The sequence below is a fragment of the Mycobacterium sp. NGS15 genome (assembly GCF_059813245.1).
The window spans coordinates 437,992-455,135 of the sequence record NZ_JCALEF010000005.1; the positions used below are offsets into that span (position 1 = coordinate 437,992).

The 17,144-nt window shown below is 63.8% G+C and carries 21 protein-coding genes; 13 read left to right on the top strand and 8 right to left on the bottom strand.

The window, feature by feature from the left end; genetic code table 11:
- Positions 1 to 15: 15 nt before the first annotated feature.
- A complete protein-coding gene (locus AC5Y5C_RS16675) occupies positions 16 to 459 on the bottom strand; it encodes a limonene-1,2-epoxide hydrolase family protein (protein ID WP_499974164.1) in 444 nt (147 codons plus the stop codon).
- 41 nt (positions 460 to 500) lie between these two features.
- Between AC5Y5C_RS16675 and AC5Y5C_RS16680 the strand changes: the two genes are divergently transcribed.
- The 4 genes from AC5Y5C_RS16680 to recX all read left to right on the top strand — a co-directional run bounded on the left by AC5Y5C_RS16680 (position 501) and on the right by recX (position 3,787).
- Positions 501 to 1,658: a glycosyltransferase gene (locus tag AC5Y5C_RS16680; protein ID WP_499974166.1), complete on the top strand. Its 1,158-nt coding sequence runs from the start codon at positions 501 to 503 to the stop codon at positions 1,656 to 1,658.
- A gap of 4 nt (positions 1,659 to 1,662) precedes the next feature.
- Positions 1,663 to 1,857, top strand: coding sequence for a DUF3046 domain-containing protein (locus AC5Y5C_RS16685; RefSeq protein WP_070940115.1), 195 nt, complete (start codon positions 1,663 to 1,665; stop codon positions 1,855 to 1,857).
- Positions 1,858 to 2,178: 321 nt separating this feature from the next.
- Positions 2,179 to 3,219 carry a recombinase RecA gene (recA, locus tag AC5Y5C_RS16690; protein ID WP_499974169.1) on the top strand — a complete coding sequence of 347 codons (1,041 nt, stop codon included), beginning with the start codon at positions 2,179 to 2,181 and terminating at the stop codon, positions 3,217 to 3,219.
- Entirely contained in the window at positions 3,185 to 3,787 is a 603-nt protein-coding gene (recX, locus tag AC5Y5C_RS16695; protein WP_499974170.1) for a recombination regulator RecX, read from the top strand. The genes recA and recX overlap by 35 nt, the downstream gene beginning before the upstream one ends.
- A gap of 17 nt (positions 3,788 to 3,804) precedes the next feature.
- Here recX and AC5Y5C_RS16700 read toward each other — a convergent pair whose 3' ends face one another.
- Positions 3,805 to 4,188 (bottom strand): hypothetical protein, encoded by a 384-nt coding sequence (locus tag AC5Y5C_RS16700; protein ID WP_078331852.1) that lies wholly within the window; start codon positions 4,186 to 4,188, stop codon positions 3,805 to 3,807.
- Between the two features lie 94 nt (positions 4,189 to 4,282).
- Positions 4,283 to 4,801, bottom strand: a complete 519-nt coding sequence (locus tag AC5Y5C_RS16705; protein WP_499974175.1) for a CGNR zinc finger domain-containing protein — start codon at positions 4,799 to 4,801, stop codon at positions 4,283 to 4,285.
- Between the two features lie 143 nt (positions 4,802 to 4,944).
- Between AC5Y5C_RS16705 and AC5Y5C_RS16710 the strand changes: the two genes are divergently transcribed.
- The 3 genes from AC5Y5C_RS16710 to AC5Y5C_RS16720 are packed head-to-tail and all read left to right on the top strand — an operon-like array spanning position 4,945 to position 6,761.
- Positions 4,945 to 5,406, top strand: a complete 462-nt coding sequence (locus AC5Y5C_RS16710; RefSeq protein WP_499974179.1) for a VOC family protein — start codon at positions 4,945 to 4,947, stop codon at positions 5,404 to 5,406.
- Position 5,407: 1 nt separating this feature from the next.
- A complete protein-coding gene (locus tag AC5Y5C_RS16715; RefSeq protein ID WP_499974183.1) occupies positions 5,408 to 6,295 on the top strand; it encodes a pyridoxamine 5'-phosphate oxidase family protein in 888 nt (295 codons plus the stop codon).
- A 13-nt stretch (positions 6,296 to 6,308) separates the two neighbouring features.
- Positions 6,309 to 6,761 (top strand): nuclear transport factor 2 family protein, encoded by a 453-nt coding sequence (locus tag AC5Y5C_RS16720; RefSeq protein WP_499974650.1) that lies wholly within the window; start codon positions 6,309 to 6,311, stop codon positions 6,759 to 6,761.
- On the opposite strand, the gene AC5Y5C_RS16725 is transcribed toward AC5Y5C_RS16720, so the two are convergent.
- From AC5Y5C_RS16725 to gluA, 4 genes are read right to left on the bottom strand one after another with little or no spacing between them, the layout of a single operon-like run.
- Positions 6,762 to 7,703: an amino acid ABC transporter permease gene (locus AC5Y5C_RS16725; protein WP_499974187.1), complete on the bottom strand. Its 942-nt coding sequence runs from the start codon at positions 7,701 to 7,703 to the stop codon at positions 6,762 to 6,764. It abuts the gene before it with no gap.
- On the bottom strand, positions 7,700 to 8,383 hold the full coding sequence (locus tag AC5Y5C_RS16730) for an amino acid ABC transporter permease (protein ID WP_499974189.1): 684 nt from the start codon (positions 8,381 to 8,383) through the stop codon (positions 7,700 to 7,702). The genes AC5Y5C_RS16725 and AC5Y5C_RS16730 overlap by 4 nt, the downstream gene beginning before the upstream one ends.
- The gene (locus AC5Y5C_RS16735; RefSeq protein WP_499974191.1) at positions 8,380 to 9,399 is read right to left on the bottom strand and encodes a glutamate ABC transporter substrate-binding protein; all 1,020 of its coding nucleotides are present in this window, start codon (positions 9,397 to 9,399) and stop codon (positions 8,380 to 8,382) included. The genes AC5Y5C_RS16730 and AC5Y5C_RS16735 overlap by 4 nt, the downstream gene beginning before the upstream one ends.
- On the bottom strand, positions 9,399 to 10,127 hold the full coding sequence (gene gluA, locus AC5Y5C_RS16740) for a glutamate ABC transporter ATP-binding protein GluA (RefSeq protein WP_499974653.1): 729 nt from the start codon (positions 10,125 to 10,127) through the stop codon (positions 9,399 to 9,401). The genes AC5Y5C_RS16735 and gluA overlap by 1 nt, the downstream gene beginning before the upstream one ends.
- Before the next feature lie 182 nt (positions 10,128 to 10,309).
- On the opposite strand from gluA, the gene AC5Y5C_RS16745 reads away from it, so the two are divergent.
- The 3 genes from AC5Y5C_RS16745 to AC5Y5C_RS16755 all read left to right on the top strand — a co-directional run bounded on the left by AC5Y5C_RS16745 (position 10,310) and on the right by AC5Y5C_RS16755 (position 12,973).
- Positions 10,310 to 10,777, top strand: a complete 468-nt coding sequence (locus AC5Y5C_RS16745; RefSeq protein ID WP_499974193.1) for a hypothetical protein — start codon at positions 10,310 to 10,312, stop codon at positions 10,775 to 10,777.
- A gap of 70 nt (positions 10,778 to 10,847) precedes the next feature.
- Positions 10,848 to 12,374: a tRNA (N6-isopentenyl adenosine(37)-C2)-methylthiotransferase MiaB gene (gene miaB / locus AC5Y5C_RS16750; RefSeq protein ID WP_499974195.1), complete on the top strand. Its 1,527-nt coding sequence runs from the start codon at positions 10,848 to 10,850 to the stop codon at positions 12,372 to 12,374.
- Positions 12,371 to 12,973 carry an Rv2732c family membrane protein gene (locus AC5Y5C_RS16755; RefSeq protein WP_499974197.1) on the top strand — a complete coding sequence of 201 codons (603 nt, stop codon included), beginning with the start codon at positions 12,371 to 12,373 and terminating at the stop codon, positions 12,971 to 12,973. The genes miaB and AC5Y5C_RS16755 overlap by 4 nt, the downstream gene beginning before the upstream one ends.
- Here AC5Y5C_RS16755 and AC5Y5C_RS16760 read toward each other — a convergent pair whose 3' ends face one another.
- The gene (locus tag AC5Y5C_RS16760) at positions 12,974 to 14,236 is read right to left on the bottom strand and encodes a DUF349 domain-containing protein (protein ID WP_499974656.1); all 1,263 of its coding nucleotides are present in this window, start codon (positions 14,234 to 14,236) and stop codon (positions 12,974 to 12,976) included.
- 381 nt (positions 14,237 to 14,617) lie between these two features.
- Between AC5Y5C_RS16760 and AC5Y5C_RS16765 the strand changes: the two genes are divergently transcribed.
- From AC5Y5C_RS16765 to dapF, 3 genes are read left to right on the top strand one after another with little or no spacing between them, the layout of a single operon-like run.
- Entirely contained in the window at positions 14,618 to 15,289 is a 672-nt protein-coding gene (locus AC5Y5C_RS16765; protein WP_499974199.1) for a class III extradiol ring-cleavage dioxygenase family protein, read from the top strand.
- The gene (miaA, locus tag AC5Y5C_RS16770) at positions 15,289 to 16,218 is read left to right on the top strand and encodes a tRNA (adenosine(37)-N6)-dimethylallyltransferase MiaA (protein ID WP_499974201.1); all 930 of its coding nucleotides are present in this window, start codon (positions 15,289 to 15,291) and stop codon (positions 16,216 to 16,218) included. Before AC5Y5C_RS16765 ends, miaA begins: the two co-directional genes overlap by 1 nt.
- The gene (gene dapF / locus AC5Y5C_RS16775; protein ID WP_499974202.1) at positions 16,215 to 17,111 is read left to right on the top strand and encodes a diaminopimelate epimerase; all 897 of its coding nucleotides are present in this window, start codon (positions 16,215 to 16,217) and stop codon (positions 17,109 to 17,111) included. The genes miaA and dapF overlap by 4 nt, the downstream gene beginning before the upstream one ends.
- The last annotated feature ends 33 nt before the right edge of the window (positions 17,112 to 17,144 follow it).

The following is a 17,144-nucleotide window of genomic DNA, read 5'->3' on the forward strand; positions in this document are numbered from 1 at the left end:
CAGAAACTTGGGCGGTCAGAAACTTGGCCGCAGTGCGGGAAACGGGATGCCCACCAATCCTCGGAGCGTGGCCTTGAACATGTCGAACATGTCGAAGTAGTCGCGCCACAGGGTGATGGTGCCCTGGTCGGAGACCTCGAAGACGCCGCAGACCCAGAATTGCAGGCGCAGCGGGCCCAGGACGATCGCATCGTGGCGTTCGTTCATCACGGTGTTCCCGTTGGTGGTGGTGCGGTGGATCTGCACCTCGAAACCGAACCCCGGGCGTTTGAGCGGCTCGAACACCTTCAGCGCCGCACGACGTCCGTTGATCGTCGGTAGGCCCACGTTCTGGTAGACCAGATCCTCGGCCAGGACACTTTCTGCGAACTCGGTGTCACCGTTCTGGGCGGCTTCCAGGAAGCGGGTGACGGTCTGTGCCGGGGTGAGCGCGGCCAGTTCCAGCGTGCTGTAGGTCATGCGTTTCACGGTAGTCCGAATCGCTGTGACAGGGTAGGGCGGTGCGTGTCGCCGTGGTCGCCGGTCCCGATCCCGGGCATGCCTTTCCTGCCGTCGCGTTGTGCCTGAAATTCGCCGCCGCCGGTGACGATCCGGTGCTGCTGACGGGTACTCGGTGGCTGGATCAGGCTCGTTCGGCAGGTCTGGAGTCGGTCGAGCTTCTGGGGTTGCAGCCGCGGGCCGGGGACGACGACCTGGACTCCGGAACCAAGATCCATCAGCGTGCCGCATACATGGCGACGGCCAATGTTGATCAGCTGGGTGAACTATCGCCGGACCTGATCATCTCCGACGTGATCACTGCCTGCGGTGGCATGGCTGCCGAGTTGCTCGGTGTGCCGTGGGTGGAGCTGAATCCGCATCCGCTATATCTACCGTCAAAAGCTTTGCCGCCATTGGGAAGTGGGCTGTCTCCCGGGGTGGGGCTGCGTGGCCGGCTGCGCGATGTGCTGATGCGCAAGATGACCCAGAAGTCGATCAACGAGGGACTGCGTCAACGTTCCCAGGCGCGGGTCGGCATCGGATTGTCCGCCAGAGATCCCGGGCCTGTGCGACGGCTGATCGCGACGCTGCCGGCACTGGAGGTGCCGCGCCCCGACTGGCCGGAGGAGGCGGTACTGGTCGGGCCGTTGCACTGGGAGCCCACAGAGGTTGTGCTGCAGCCACCCTCGGGCTCGGGACCGGTGGTTGTGATCGCACCGTCGACGGCCTTTACCGGGGCGGAGGGGATGACCGAACTGGCATTGCAAGCCCTGGGATCGGCGGGCGCGCGGGTGGTTGTCTCTGCGCTTGAGCCGCCGGCGTCGGGACTGCCGCCGTGGGCCATCGCGGGGCTAGCGCGTCAAGACCTACTGCTGGCCGGGGCTGACCTGGCCATTTGTGGTGGGGGACATGGCTTTCTGAGTAAGGCGTTGCTGGCTGGAGTGCCCGCGGTGGTGGTTCCCGGTGGCGGCGACCAGTGGGAACTGGCGAATCGTGTTGTCCGGCAAGGTAGTGCCGAGCTGGTCCGTCCGCTCAACCGAGATTCACTGGTCGAGTCGATTGGCCGTGTTCTGGGGGAGCGGCGCTACACCGAGGCCGCTCGCCGGGCCGCCGCTGGTGCCGTCGACGTCAAGGATCCGGTACGGGTGTGCCAGGACGCGGTGGCGGCCCTAAAGTGACCGTGTGCGTCTGACGGAATTTCATGAGCTTGTCACCGGTCGATTCGGTGCGGTCTACGGCTCGTCCGTGCTGGTCGACCACGTGCTGACCGCGATGGGCGGACGCACCGCGGCGCAGGCCGTCGAAGACGGGGCAGAACCCCGTGACGTGTGGCGGGCGCTATGTGCCGACTTCGACGTCCCGCGTGATCAGTGGTGACATTCGGCCAATCTCGCCGGCACTGACGGCCAGGCCGTTTCGGTGCGGAATCCGCAGCCGCGGTGTCATCGCCCCCATCCGTCTGTCGTCGCGGTGTGGTCGTCCTGGCCTGACTCGTGCGGGCCGCGACACGCCATTCGGCGCGCCTCCTTGAATCGAACAGGTGTTCGCTTTACGGTAGTCATGTTCGAGCACGATGGTTATGCGAACCAAAGGCGGTTTGGGCAGGTCAAGCTCACTTGTCGGACCCCTTGCCTAGCGTCTCCCTCAACCGATCGGGAACCCGATCTTCGAACACACCGATACGAAACGGAGAACACCATGGCGCAGGCACCGGATCGCGAGAAGGCTCTCGAACTCGCGCTCGCACAAATCGACAAGAGCTTCGGTAAGGGCTCGGTCATGCGGCTGGGCGACGAGGTGCGCCAGCCCATCTCCGTGATCCCGACTGGATCCATCGCGCTGGACGTGGCACTCGGCATCGGCGGCCTGCCCCGTGGCCGTGTGGTCGAGATTTACGGGCCGGAATCCTCCGGTAAGACCACCGTCGCGCTGCACGCGGTCGCCAATGCGCAAGCCGCTGGCGGTATCGCCGCATTCATTGACGCCGAGCATGCGCTCGACCCGGAATACGCCAAGAACCTCGGTGTCGACACTGACTCGCTGCTCGTGTCCCAGCCGGATACCGGTGAGCAGGCTCTGGAAATTGCCGACATGCTGGTGCGTTCCGGCGCCATCTCCCTCGTCGTCATCGACTCGGTGGCCGCGCTGGTACCGCGCGCCGAAATCGAGGGCGAGATGGGCGACAGCCACGTCGGTCTGCAGGCCCGCCTGATGAGCCAGGCCCTGCGGAAGATGACCGGTGCACTCAGCAACTCGGGCACCACCGCGATCTTCATCAACCAGCTCCGTGAAAAGATCGGTGTGATGTTTGGTTCGCCCGAAACCACCACGGGTGGTAAGGCTTTGAAGTTCTACTCGTCGGTTCGCCTTGATGTGCGTCGTATCGAGACGCTCAAGGACGGCACCGATGCGGTGGGTAACCGCACTCGCGTCAAGGTGGTCAAGAACAAGGTGTCGCCGCCGTTCAAGCAGGCCGAGTTCGACATCCTCTACGGCAAGGGCATCTCCAAGGAGGGGTCGCTCATCGATATGGGCGTGGAGCAGGGCTTCATCCGCAAGTCCGGTTCCTGGTTCACCTATGAGGGTGAGCAATTGGGCCAGGGCAAGGAGAACGCCCGCAACTTCCTGTTGGAGAACGCCGATGTCGCCAACGAGATCGAGAAGAAGATCAAGGAGAAGCTCGGTATCGGAGCGGTGCTGACCGATGACGAAGTTGTCCCGGCCCCAGTCGACTTCTGATTCCCCTGCCAGGGAATCCCTAGACGAACTGCGATCCCGGGTCGCGTCGGTACCCGAAGCCCCGACGCGTGAACCGGTTGACTCGCGGGACGAGCAGGCGTGGTCATATTGCCTTCGCCTGTTGACAAGTCGGGCGCGTACCCGCGCCGAGCTGACCGAAAGGCTAACTCGGCGCGGGTACCCCGATGAGGTTTCCGATCGAGTTATGGAACGGCTAGCCGCCGCCGGACTGATCAACGACGCCGACTTTGCAACCCAATGGGTACAGTCCCGGCATACCTACGCCGGAAAAGGCAAGCGTGCCTTGGCCGCAGAGCTTCGGACCAAGGGAGTGTCTGCCGAGAACGCCGCCGCAGCACTCGCGCAGATTGACGGAGACGCAGAGCGCTCGCGCGCGGCGCAGCTTGTCGCCAAGAAACTTCGGTCAGAAAGCCTTGATGACGGCGGAATCAAGGCGGCGCGACGATTAGTGGCCATGCTCGCGCGCCGTGGATACGGCCAATCCATGGCCTATGACGTGGTGAAGAACGCCCTTGCTTCCGAACAGGACCGCCGTAACGTCGGGTGACGACTGACGGCGCCGTCTTAGAGGCCGAACGGGCGAGCCGGGGGATTGGGCGGGGGGTCGCCCTCATCCGGTGCGTTGGATCGCATGCTCATCGATGCTTCGGCTGTCGGCGACTGCACACCGGGTAGGCACGGGACCTGCCGGGAGATCGTCTTGAATGGCCCGATCTCGGTGTCTTCGTTCAGCATGGGGAGTGGACCGCAGTTCCCCTTGAAGTGTGCGTCCATGGTGAACGGAGTCGGATTCACACAGGTGAGATTCATTCCGACCGGCGTCGCGACCTGCAGGCAGTCGAAGTTCAACGGAGCTCCGTAGGCCACCGGCGCACCCGTGAGTGCCGCCCCCGCGCACGCCGCTCCGAAAACGGCAGACACGCCAACGGCCAATACGATGTTTCGCATGGGACTTATGGTAACGAAGTGATACCTGTTACGTAATACTTGGATTGTGATAGTTGAGTAAGAATCGGCCCTGTGATGCAGCTGTGAAAGTTGATCACGTGTTTTTGGCGTAATGGCGCGCGGCTTTTGCCCTATTCCCACAGGTCGCCATGGAGTGCCACCGGCGAGCCCCGTTTTTTGACGTGTCGTAGAAGAACAACACGCACTGCGGGTGTGCGCACTGTTTAATCCGATCGGGAGACTCGGCCAGCAAGGTGAGTAGGTTGTCGGCGGCGAGCCAGCCGGGAAGCCAATGTGATGCGAGAACCTCAGCCGTATCGACCGGTCCGTCAGCGGTCAGGCGACGGCGGATCGCTCCGTGGGATAGCACCGTATTGATTCCATCGATCTGGGAATCCTTTACCGCGCGGTAGATGGCGTCACGTGCGAGGACCAAGGCCTCTCGGGTCTTGTCGTTGGCCACGCACCGCTCGTGAAGATTGTTGGTGTGCAACCAGATTGGTAGACCGTTGGCAGTGGTGAGCAGATCTTGTGGTCCATCGCCGCTCATCCACCGGGTATTCAGCAGATCCAGTGCGAGCGGTTCGCCGAGGTGGGGACGTGGATCGGACATGGCCTGAGGCTAGCCGCCTCCTTTCTGGGTGGGCGCGTCTCCCACATTCTAACCGGTAAAGATAAATAGATGGTTGACAAAGCGGACTCGTGAGAATTACGGTCTAACCGTCAATATATATTTACTGGTTAGGGAGGATTTTCATGGGAGCCGCCATCACGCCCCGTGTCGTCACCGGTCATGTCGGACTCAACGTCAGCGATCTGGAGCGATCGGTGGCGTTTTACCGGCGAGCGTTCGGATTCGACCAGCTCGCGGCGAGTATCGACGGCGCACAGCGATTCGCGTTTCTCGGATTCGACGGCACCCCGGTGCTTACGCTCTGGGAGCAGAGCAGTGGGGAATTCTCGGCGGCCACACCGGGCTTGCACCATTTGTCCTTCCAAGTGGATTCCGTGCAGGAGGTGCAGGACGTGGAGGAGGTACTGAAGGAATTGTCGACGGTTTTCGCACGCGACGGCGTGGTGGCGCATCAGGAAGGTGCGTCATCGGGTGGGATTTTCTTCGCCGATCCCGACGGGATCCGTCTCGAGGTGTTCGCGGCAACAGGGGTCGAGCGGCATGAGGCACCTACGGCCGATGCGCCGACGTGCGGGTTCTTCTGAGATGATCTATCACTCCGGCGAGCTTGCCGTCCAGCATCGAATGGGGCAGTCGGACAGCGCCATTCGAGTGGGCCGGATAATTTCGGCGCAGATCACCGAGGTTGCGGCGGCCTTTCTTGCGACTCAGCCGCTGGTGTTCGTGTCGGCCCGGGACGACGGCGGCAGGATGTGGGCGAGTCAGATCGTGGGGCCGCCGGGGTTCGCGCATGCCACCGACGCCCGAACCATCGCGATTGACGGTGTGCCTGTCCCGGGCGACCCACTGGCCGAGCCACTTCGCTCGGAGCGCAAGATCGGCATGATCGCATTGCAGCCGCAACGGCGGCGCCGGATGCGCGTCAACGGTACGGCTGTGCCGGCGGGACGGGGCCTTATCCTCACTACCGAACAGGTGTATTCCAACTGCCCCAAGTACATCGCGCGCCGCGACGTCTCCGGGATCGGCGCCGGATTGCCCGGGTCGCCGCGCCACACGACCGCGCTAAACAACGAGCAGCAAGGGACGGTCGTGACAACGGACACCTTCATCGTCGGCACTGCCGATGGAGAAGGCAACGCCGACGCATCGCATCGTGGCGGGAATTCCGGCTTCCTGCAGGTGCTTTCGCCGAACGAACTACGCTGGCCCGACTACGTGGGGAACTCGATGTTTATGACACTGGGGAACCTGCATGTCGATCCCCGGTGTGGTCTGCTGATCCCGAACTGGCACACCGGATCGACCCTGCAGCTCACGGGGACCGCGCGCCTCAATTGGGACGAGGGCACCTTCGCCCCGGGTGCACAGTGCTCCGTTGACTTCACCATCGACGAGGTTGTCGAGACCGTCAATGCCAGCCCATTGCGTTGGAGCGAAGCTGAACCTTCACCCGCTAATCCGCCTCTCTGACAAGGAAAGACACATCATGCGCCCACCGTTGCCACCGTTCGACATCGATTCCGCCCGCGAGAAGGTGCGGGCCGCCGAGAATGCCTGGAACACGCGCGATCCCGAGCGCGTCGCGGCCGCTTACACCGAGGATTCGGTGTGGCGAAACCGCGACGAGTTCATCACCGGGCGCGCTGAGATTGTTGCCTTCTTGAGCCGTAAGTGGGCCAAGGAGAACGGGTACGCGCTGCGCAAGGAGCTGTGGGGGTTCCGGGAGAACCGGATAGCGGTGCGTTTCCAATACGAGTGGTATGACGAGACCGGGCAGTGGTGGCGCAGCTACGGCAACGAATTATGGGAGTTCACCGCGGAAGGGCTGATGTCACGGCGCGAAGCCAGCATCAATGACACTCGGCTCGCCGAAGAAGAACGCCGCATCTTCGGCCCCCGCCCGGCCGGTGACGAATCGCCACTACCGATCCGGTGACTACTCGCCGTAGTCCCGTCGCAAGTCTGTGTGTGCGGGATCCACACCGCGTGTCTCGAGGAGATCTTTGGTGGCCAACCCCGGTTCGGGTTGTGCGTGGGGAACCTCCAAGAGGCTCTTCTTCTTGCGGCCTTCCCGTAGCTGCCGCTCGATGTTGGTGGCCAGTGACGACAGCGCGAAGTTGATGACGATCATGATGATCGCGACCACGACGAGCGCCGGCAGATAGTTTCCGTAGTACGACGCCGAGCGGATGCCCGAACGCACCACCTCGATGTAGCCGAATGCATAACCCAGCGCAGAGTCCTTCAGCGCGATGACCATCTGGGAGATGAGAGCGGGCAGCATCGCCGCAATCGATTGGGGGAGCAGGATCAGCCGCATCATCTGCGACTTGCGCATGCCCAGTGCCACGGCGGCCTCGGACTGCCCCTTGGGTAGCGACTGGATGCCCGAGCGCAGGATCTCGGCGATAACTGAGCCGTTGTACAGCGACAGTCCCGTCACCACTGCGGCGAATGCCAGATACTCGGACGGAAAAATGGCCTGCTGCCCGTACAGGTAGTACGAGAACACCATCAAGATCAGCACGGGGATCGCGCGGAAGAATTCGACGAGGGCGCTCGAAATCCACCGCACCGCGCGGTGTTCGGAGAGCCGGCCGATGCCGAGCACCGCACCGAGAATCAGCGCGAAGACGATCGACAACGCGGCCGCGGTGATGGTGCCGAACAGCCCGGGCAGGATGTACGTCGTCCACGTGTCCAGATGCAGGAAGGGCGACCACTTTTCGGCCGTGAGCTGTTCATTGGCGACGAGGGTCCAGATCACCCAGGCCGCAGCCCCGCCCACCACGACCGTGAACGCGACAGCGATAATCCGATTGACCGCACGGGCCTTCGGGCCGGGTGCGTCATACATGACGGTGGCACTGCCGGTCATCGCTTCACCGCCAACCGCTTCGCGAAGTATCCGAAGGTCAACCCGATCGTCAGCGTGATCGCCATGTAGCCCGCCGCGATGACGAGGAAGATCCAGACAATCTGGTCGGCGAACAGCTCGATCTCCGATCGCATCAGCAGGGCGGCCTCGGCGACCCCGATCGCGGAGGCGATCGAGGTGTTCTTCACCAGCGCGATCAGCACGCTGCCCATGGGTGCCAGGACCGACCGCATGGCCTGCGGTAGCACGATGAGCGTCAAAACCCTCCAGAACGGCATGCCTAGGGAGCGCGCCGCCTCGGCCTGGCCCAGCGGAACAGTGTTGAACCCGGAGCGCAATGTCTCGCACACGAAAGTTGCTGTGTACAAGGAGAACCCAAGAACAGATAGCCAGAAGTTGTTGTTTTTGATGAAGTTGGAGTTTTCGGGCGCCAGTGCGATACCGAGATTCTGGTAGAGCCCCACCGAACAGAACAGGATGATCAGGGTCAGCGGGGTGTTCCGGATCAGGTTGACATACCAGGTGCCGAAGATCCGCATGATCGGCACCGGCGAGACCCGGCATTCCGCCAGGAGTGTGCCCCACACCAGTGCGCCGACGGCCGAGAAGAATGTCAGCTTGAGGGTTGTCCAGAACGCGGGCCACAGCTGTGGCCCCATGTTCGCCCACAGCACGTTCATGTGGCCTCACAAGCCTTGTCGGCGACGGGCTTGGCGCTGGTGATCTTCTCGATCGCGGCCAGTGAGGGGTCGGGCAGCAGGCCGTAGGTGCCGCTCTCGGCGCGCTTCTCCCAATCGTCGATGGTGCTGTTGCCGAGGGCCTCCCGCAGATCGGCATCCCAGGCCCCGCTGGCGATCATCTTGTCGAGCGCCCGGTCGATGGCCTCGATGGCGGCGGTATCACCCTTTGCGAGACCGATCCCGTACACCTCCCTGGAGAACGGGTCGCCGTTCTTCTTCTGTTTCTTGGGTTTCCCGATGCACAACGGCTTGCTCAGCTCGTAGTTCATCTGAATCAGCTTGAACTCGCCCTCATAGCGCTTGGCGTACCCGGCCAGGATCGTCTCGTCGGTGGTGAGGGCATCGACCTTGCCCCGTCGCAGCGCCTCCACGCAGGAGGAGTATGAGTCGAACTCCTGCAGTTGGGTGCCGGTCAGCAAGTTCTTCACGTTCTGCGCGGGCGTCGATCCGGATACCGAGCACAGCTTCTTGCCCCGGTTCAGGTCGTCCAACGTGGTCAGTGAGTCATCCGCCTTGCGCACCAGAAGTCCCTGGTAGGTAATGAGATACGGGCCGGCGAATGACACCTTCTGGCCTCGGCTGTAGTTGACCGAGTAGCTCCCGGCGATCATGTCCACGGTGCCGTTGTCGATGAGTTGCTCGCGCTGTGCCGACGGCGTCTCATACCAGCGGATGGTCGGGTGCGTGACACCGAGTTCGTCGGCGATGGCGTTGACGACGTACTCGGAAATCTTGACGTCGAATCCGCTCATCTTCTTGTCGGGGTGCTGCAGGCCAACCCCGGGCTGATCGAATTTCGTCCCGAGGATGACGGTGCCGCTCCGAATCGATCCGAGTAGTTGCCGTGGCTCGGTGCTGCCGCAGGAACTGATCAGGGTGGCCGCCAAGGCCACAACCGCCACCAGTGCGGTGTGCCGTCGCATCAGTGCTTGAGCTTCGTCGCGCAAGCGGTTCATCAATGTCCGAGGATCTTTCCGAGGAAGTCCCTGGCGCGTTCGGACTTCGGGTTGGTGAAGAAGCTCTCCGGGTCCGTGTCTTCGACGATGGCACCGTCGGCCATGAAGATGATCCGGTCGGCGGCCTTGCGGGCGAATCCCATCTCATGGGTGACCACCAGCATGGTCATGCCGTCCTTGGCCAGCGCCACCATGACATCGAGAACCTCGTTGACCATTTCGGGGTCCAGCGCGGAGGTGGGCTCGTCGAAGAGCATGACCTTGGGGCCCATGGCCAGGGATCGCGCGATCGCGACGCGTTGTTGCTGCCCGCCGGATAGCTGCGCCGGGTATTTGTCTTTCTGACTGGCGATCCCGACGCGTTCCAGCAGTTCGATTGCGAGCTTGCGCGCGGTTTCCTTGTTCTTCTTGCGCACCTTCATCGGTGCGAGGGTCACGTTGTCGAGAATTGTCTTGTGTGAGAAGAGGTTGAAGGACTGGAAAACCATCCCCACTTCCGCGCGCAGGTTGGCCAGCGCGCGGCCCTCCTCGGGGAGTGCTTTGCCGTCGATTCGGATGGTGCCGGTGTCGATGGGCTCGAGACGGTTGATGGTGCGGCACAGCGTCGACTTGCCCGAGCCGGAGGGGCCCAGGATGACGACGACCTGCCCACGGGGGATCTCGAGGGTGATGTCCCTGAGCACGTGCAGGTCGCCGAAATGCTTGTCGACATGCTCGAGGGAGATCATCGGGACGCTTGTTGCGGGGGTGTTTTCCCCACTCGTTGAGGTGTCGGTGCTCACCGGCATGGTCAGACAATACGGGTTCCCCACACATTTGCAGCGTGGAACGAGCGGGTACGCGCATTCGGCGATATGTGATTCGACGCACCGTATGATCGGGTTCAGCAAACATCTGCCATACTGGGTGAATGTGGACGCGACGGCGGCCCTCCTATGAGGGTCCGCGAATCAAGGCCTTCGCGCGTGTCATCACATCTGTGCTGTTCATCACGTCGTTTCCCGTCGCGGTGTTGAGTGGGGCAACGCCCTGGGGCTGGGTTATGGCAAGTTTCGGGCTGGTTTTCGGGCTGTGCTTACTGCCCAGCTCGCTAATGCGTTTCGCCACGCCATCGAGGCAGGTGACGGTCAATGCGGGGCTGCACTTCCGCGACGGTGAGATTCTCGAGCGACCACGGCCCAGGCGAGATATCTCGTTCGTGATCGTTATCGGGCTGATCGGGGGCATCGTCGTCATGACCGTTCGCGAAGCGTTCGTCCAGCCCGGCTTTCCTGAATCGTGGGTGTGGGCCGGCTGGTGCGTGTGGGTGGGCGTCAATGCCGTCTACGGCATCGACGATTGGTGGCAGGGCTGGCACGTGCCAGAGCGGACACGATGAAGAAGCGGTCGTGGAAACGTCGTCAATTGGCGACGGAAACCGCCTGAACGCGGGCACGTACCATAAGCCGGTGACCAGTACCGTGACTTCCGATGTATCGGCGGTCCGGACGTACCAGGTCCGCACCTACGGCTGCCAGATGAATGTGCACGACTCCGAGCGGGTGTCGGGTCTCCTGGATGCGGCCGGATACGTCAAGGCCCCCGACGGCACCGATGCCGACATCGTCATCTTCAACACCTGTGCGGTGCGTGAGAACGCCGATAACAAGCTGTACGGAAACATCAGCCATCTGGCACCACGCAAAGCCGCCAACCCGAACATGCAGATCGCCGTCGGCGGCTGTCTCGCCCAGAAGGACCGCGAGGGCATGCTCAAAAAGGCGCCGTGGGTCGACGTCGTCTTCGGCACGCACAACATAGGATCGCTGCCCACGCTGCTGGAGCGGGCACGTCACAACAACGAGGCCCAGGTCGAGATCGTCGAGGCCCTCGAACACTTTCCGTCGGCGCTGCCCGCCACCCGCGAATCGGCCTATGCGGCCTGGGTGTCGATCTCGGTGGGCTGCAACAACACCTGCACCTTTTGTATCGTTCCCTCCCTGCGCGGCAAGGAGATCGACCGTCGACCCGGTGACATCCTCGCCGAGGTACAGGCTTTGGTGGATCAGGGTGTGCTGGAGGTGACGCTGCTCGGTCAGAACGTCAACGCCTACGGGATCAACTTCGCCGGTCCCGACATCGCCCGCGACCGAGGTGCTTTCGCCGATCTGTTGCGGGCCTGCGGCCGCATTGAGGGACTGGAACGGGTGCGATTCACCTCCCCGCATCCGGCTGAATTCACCGATGACGTCATCGAGGCCATGGCACAGACTCCGAATGTGTGTCCCCAGCTGCATATGCCGCTGCAATCTGGTTCTGACCGCATCCTCAAGGCTATGCGCCGGTCCTACCGGTCCGAGCGCTTCCTGTCGATCATCGACAAGGTGCGTGCGGTCATGCCGGACGCCGCCATCACCACCGACATCATCGTGGGATTCCCCGGCGAGACCGAAGAGGACTTCGCGCAGACACTTGAGGTTGTGCGTCGCGCACGCTTCTCCAGTGCCTTCACCTTTCAGTACTCGATACGGCCGGGCACCCCGGCGGCCGACCTTCCCGATCAACTGCCGAAAGCCGTTGTACAGGAACGCTATGACCGGCTCATCGTGCTGCAGGAGTCCATCACGCTGGAAGAGAATAAGAAGCAGATCGGTCGACAGATCGAGGTGCTGATCGCCACCGGTGAGGGCCGGAAGGACGGCGAGACCGCACGCATGAGCGGGCGCGCCCGTGACGGCCGTTTGGTGCACTTCCGGCCGCAAGGACAGCTCGACGGGGAGCTGCGTCCCGGCGATGTCATCACCCTCGACGTCACCGGCGCGGCACCGCATCACCTGATTGCCGACGGGGGAGTGCTGAGCCATCGGCGCACCCGGGCCGGTGACGCGCACGAAACCGGCAAGAAGCCGTCTACATCAGGAATTGGCTTGGGCATGCCCGCAATTGGAGTCCCGAAGGCGGCAGAGCAGATTGAGGTTGCAGGGTGCGGGCTATGAGTGACGCGGAATCCGGAAAAGAAGACCCCGAGTTGGAGGAGTTCGCGGCGTTTCACAAGGACATCGACGCGGCCGAGAAGAAGGTCGCGGGGGAGATCGATCCGGGCGCCCGAGCCCTCGTGGTGGCCGTCCTGGTCTTCGTACTGCTTCTCACCTTCGTACTGCCGCACACCGGGCATGCCAGGGGATTCGACGTTCTGTTCAACGGGGCGATAGCGGACCAGGAATCTGTGCGGGTGCCCTCCCGCATCTTCGTGTGGCTCGCGATGGTCTTCGGTGTCGGGTTTTCCATGCTGGCGTTACTGACCCGCCGCTGGGTGCTGTCCTGGATCGCGCTGGCGGGGTCGTTCGTCGCCAGTGTGATTGGCATGCTCGCCATTTGGACGCGTCAGACCGCCGGGGCCGGACATCCCGGTCCGGGGATCGGGTTGGTGGTCGCCTGGATCGCCGTCATTCTGTTGACCTTCCACTGGGCGCGGGTGGTGTGGTCGCGTACCGCGGTGCAGCTTGCGGCCGAGCAGGAGCGGCGTGAGGCCGCCAAGCGCGATCAGCGCACTTTCCTTGACGACGCCTTCGAGGACGACGGCGACGCGCAGTAACTAGCGCGACCGGCTCTTGACCGCGGCCACCGCCGCATCGGCCCATTCCTGCCACTGCTTGGCGCTGGCACGAGCCTTCTCCGCATCCTTGGTCTTGCCCGCCGCCTCTGCCTTGGCGGCCTGCTCTTCGAACTGGCGCGCGCGATTGCGGAACTGCTCGGCTCGTGCCTCCGCCTCGGGGTCGCCCCAACCGGATTCGCCGGCTTCGCGCACCTTCTTCTCTACCGCACGCAGCCGCCGTTCCAGATCGGTCTGCTGCTCACGCGGCACCTTTCCGATGGCGTCCCACTTGTCGCCGATGGCCCGCAGCGCCGCCCGGGCGCCGTCCACGTCGGTCTCCGGATCGATCTTCTCGGCCTCGACCAGCAGCGCACGCTTGGCATCCGCGTTGGCCACGAATTCAGCATCGCGGGAGGCGGATTCGGCATTGCGGGCTGCGAAGAACTTGTCCTGAGCGGCCTTGAAGCGGTGCCACAGGTTGTCGTCCGTCTCCCGGGGGGCCCGGCCGGCGGCCTTCCAGTCGTTCAGCAGATTCCGGAATACCGCCGAGGTGGCGCCCCAGTCGGTGGAGTCCGAAAGTGCCTCGGCCCGCTTGCAGAGTTCTTCCTTCTTCTCCCGCGCCCCGGCGCGTTCGCGATCCAGTTCGGCGAAATGCGCACCGCGCCTGCGGTTGAACGTCTCGCGTGCCGTCGAGTACCGCTTCCACAGGGCATCGTCGGTCTTGCGGTCGACGCCATGGATGGATTTCCACTCGTCGAGGATGGCCCGGATCCGATCACCGGCGGCCTTCCACTGTGTGGAATTGTTCGCGAGCTCCTCGGCTTCGGCGGCGAGCTCTTCCTTGCGCGAGATACTCGCTAAGCGGGCCTCATCACGCTGCGCGCGCGCCGCGGCGGCCTGGGCGTCCGCGGACTCCAGGAGTGCCGACAATCGTGCCGAGAGTGAGTCCACATCGCCGAGGACGGCGGCGGTGGGCAGCGTCTCTACGAGGTGCTCAGCGGCAGTCCTGATCTTGCGAGCGTCGCCGGAACCCGAACTGAGCCGCAATTCCAGTAGCTGGATTTCCGTCTCAAGGTCTTCGAACCGACGGCCGAAATGCGTATAGGCCGCGTCGGCGTCTCCAGCCTGCCACGACCCGATCTGACGCTCACCGGCGGATGTGATCAGCCACACGCTGCCGTCGTCATCCACACGGCCGAACTTGTGCGGATCAACATGGTGGGCCGCGGGAGCGGGCGCCGATGCCGCGGGACGCCGCGGTATCGGATGAGGTTTCGGCCCCGGCCGGGGGGCGGGGGCAGCTCCGGGCTGGTGGACGGGAGCAACGTTCTCTTGCTGTGGTGACTGATCCGGCATCGAAACCTCTTCCTACAATTGTTGCCGCGCAACACGGCGCCCTAAGCTCACTACACCGTTCATTCAAACAGGTGTCATCGCCGCACGGGCGAACATATGCCAGATGATTCCGCGAGGAGGCCGCGATGTCCGAGACGGATATCGCGTCGGCACTCGCCGTCGGAGCACCTGCCTGCGACGCATTTGGCGATGCCATCCAGCAGGTCGTCCACCGGTGGCCAGCGTATCCCGGGCCGGGCCGAGCGAGGGGAAATGCTGTGCCTCCTACCCCGAAGGCCACCTAGCGTCGTGGACCTTTCGATAGCGATCTGCCCATCGACCCCGCTGCTGGTGCCCGAGCTGGGCGGCGAGGCTGCCAACGAAACCGCTGACCTGCGTGAGGCGGCGATCACGGCGGCGCGAAGCCTGCCCAGCCGATGGATCGCGATCGGAGCAGGGGATGGCCGGTACGGCAGCGACGTGTCGGGCACATTCGCCGGATACGGGGCTGACGTGCGTGTTTCGCTCTCCTCGATGCCCGCCGCCGCCGTCGACCTGCCATTGGCGGCGCTCATCGCCGGGTGGTTACGGGCACGTGTGGCGTCCGCGGAGGTACAGGTGCGGTTTGTCGGTGTCTCCGACGCGGACGGCGCCGTCTGTGGGCGCGCGTTGCGTGACGAGATCGAGGCGTTACCGACACCCCCGGGTGTACTTGTCATCGCCGACGGTGCCAACACCCTCACCGACAAGGCGCCCGGGGGGTATCGGCCGGAGGCCGGGGCCGCGCAGCAGGGACTTGTCGACGCGCTCGCGCAGGGGGATGCGGCCTCATTGCGCCATTTATCACACGTCATCGGCGGGGGCGCCGTCTATCAGGCACTTGCCGGGTTGGTGGGTTCGGATGCCGTTCAGGCCCGGTGCCTTTACCAAGGAGCCCCGTATGGGGTTGGTTACTTCGCAGGCACCTGGCGGGTTTCGTGATGCGACCCATCGCTGTCATCGGCCCCACCGCCACCGGCAAGTCGGCGCTCGCGCTCGATCTCGCCGAGCGATTGAGCGGCGAAATCGTCAACGCGGACGCCATGCAGCTGTACCGCGGTATGGATATCGGTACGGCCAAGGTGCCGGCGGTGGAACGCCGGGACATTCCACACCACATGCTCGATGTGCTCGATGTGACAGAGACTGCCACCGTCGCGACCTACCAACGGGAGGCCGTCGCGGCCATCGATGCCATCCGGGCACGAGGACACGTGCCCGTGATCGTCGGTGGGTCGATGATGTATATCCAAGCATTGCTTGATGATTGGACGTTTCCGGCAACGGATGCGCAGGTACGGGCGCGCTGGGAGCAGAGGCTGGCGGAGATTGGCGTCGCCGCGTTGCACGCCGAACTCGCCACACGCGACCCGGCGGCGGCGGCGGTCATCTTGCCTACCGACGGGCGTCGCACGGTGCGGGCGCTGGAGGTGATCGAACTCACCGGACAGCCGTTCGCCGCCTCGGCGCCGACGATCGGCCCTCCGCGGTGGGACACATTGATCGTGGGATTGGACTGGCACACGGAGAAACTCGACGAACGGATCGCACGGCGCACGGATCTGATGTTCGAGCAGGGACTGGTCACCGAGGTCGAGGCGCTGCTGGATGTCGGGTTACGTGACGGCGTCACCGCATCGAGGGCCATCGGATACGCCCAGGTGATCGCGGCGCTGGACGCCGGAGGAGGCTCCGACGATCTGGCACAGGCGCGTGAACTGACATTCGTGGGCACCCGGCGCTATGTGCGCCGTCAGCGATCGTGGTTTGGCCGCGATCACCGCATCATGTGGCTGGCGGGCGGCGGCGGTGACGCAGCCGGACTCTGCGGCGAAATCGAGTCGCGGTGGCGCCTATCCTCGAATACGTGAAGTTCACCAAGGGCCACGGCACCCAGAACGACTTCGTGGTGCTGCCGGACGTCCACATCAAACGGGATCTGTCGGTGCCCGCCGTCCAGGCGTTGTGTGACAGGCAACGCGGTCTTGGCGCCGATGGCGTGCTGCGCGTGACCACCGTGGGCGCTGCACTCGAGGGCGGGGTGCTGGCTGAGAAGCCGGTCGGGGTTGGCAGCGAAGACTGGTTCATGGACTACCGCAATGCTGACGGCTCGATCGCTGAAATGTGCGGTAACGGTGTCCGGGTGTTCGCGCACTATCTGCGGTCGGTGGGGCTGGAACACCGCGACGAGTTCGTTGTCGCATCGCTGGCCGGTCCCCGGCCGGTGCGTATCAATTCCTGGAGCCAGCTTGCGGCCGATGTGACCGTCGACATGGGGCCGGTGAAGGAGTTCGGCGCCGGCGAGGCGAGTGTCGGCGGCCGACGGTTCTCCGGTCTGGCCATTGATGTGGGTAATCCGCATCTGGCCTGTGTGGACGCTGATCTGACGGCTGAGGATCTGCGCTTGCTCGACGTGGGTGCCCCGGTGGAGTTCGGCGAAGAGCTGTTTCCCGACGGGGTCAACATTGAGGTGCTGACGGCCCCCGTGAACGGCACTGACGGTTCCGTCGGCGCGGTGCAGATGCGGGTCCACGAACGTGGCGTCGGCGAGACACGTTCCTGCGGAACAGGAACCGTGGCGGCCGCCTATGCGGCATTGCGGCACCTCGGGCAGTCGACCGGCGAGATTGTGGTCAACATCCCCGGTGGACAGGTTCGGGTGACGGTCACCGCTGAGTCCAGCTTCCTGCGCGGGCCTTCGATGCTGCTTGCCGACGGCGAAATCTCCGACGAATGGTGGGGCGGCATTGGCGCCTGCGGATAATGGGGATGCGATCGATGAGCCACAGGTGGGAGC

Excerpts from the sequence above, each read along its gene's own strand:
- AC5Y5C_RS16675 (WP_499974164.1), bottom strand. The coding sequence starts at position 459 with ATGACCTACAGCACGCTGGAACTGGCCGCGCTCACCCCGGCACAGACC.
- recA (WP_499974169.1), top strand. The coding sequence starts at position 2,179 with ATGGCGCAGGCACCGGATCGCGAGAAGGCTCTCGAACTCGCGCTCGCA.
- recX (WP_499974170.1), top strand. The coding sequence starts at position 3,185 with ATGACGAAGTTGTCCCGGCCCCAGTCGACTTCTGATTCCCCTGCCAGG.
- AC5Y5C_RS16700 (WP_078331852.1), bottom strand. The coding sequence starts at position 4,188 with ATGCGAAACATCGTATTGGCCGTTGGCGTGTCTGCCGTTTTCGGAGCG.
- AC5Y5C_RS16705 (WP_499974175.1), bottom strand. The coding sequence starts at position 4,801 with ATGTCCGATCCACGTCCCCACCTCGGCGAACCGCTCGCACTGGATCTG.
- AC5Y5C_RS16710 (WP_499974179.1), top strand. The coding sequence starts at position 4,945 with ATGGGAGCCGCCATCACGCCCCGTGTCGTCACCGGTCATGTCGGACTC.
- AC5Y5C_RS16715 (WP_499974183.1), top strand. The coding sequence starts at position 5,408 with ATGATCTATCACTCCGGCGAGCTTGCCGTCCAGCATCGAATGGGGCAG.
- AC5Y5C_RS16725 (WP_499974187.1), bottom strand. The coding sequence starts at position 7,703 with ATGACCGGCAGTGCCACCGTCATGTATGACGCACCCGGCCCGAAGGCC.
- AC5Y5C_RS16730 (WP_499974189.1), bottom strand. The coding sequence starts at position 8,383 with ATGAACGTGCTGTGGGCGAACATGGGGCCACAGCTGTGGCCCGCGTTC.
- AC5Y5C_RS16735 (WP_499974191.1), bottom strand. The coding sequence starts at position 9,399 with ATGAACCGCTTGCGCGACGAAGCTCAAGCACTGATGCGACGGCACACC.
- gluA (WP_499974653.1), bottom strand. The coding sequence starts at position 10,127 with ATGATCTCCCTCGAGCATGTCGACAAGCATTTCGGCGACCTGCACGTG.
- AC5Y5C_RS16745 (WP_499974193.1), top strand. The coding sequence starts at position 10,310 with ATGTGGACGCGACGGCGGCCCTCCTATGAGGGTCCGCGAATCAAGGCC.
- AC5Y5C_RS16755 (WP_499974197.1), top strand. The coding sequence starts at position 12,371 with ATGAGTGACGCGGAATCCGGAAAAGAAGACCCCGAGTTGGAGGAGTTC.
- miaA (WP_499974201.1), top strand. The coding sequence starts at position 15,289 with ATGCGACCCATCGCTGTCATCGGCCCCACCGCCACCGGCAAGTCGGCG.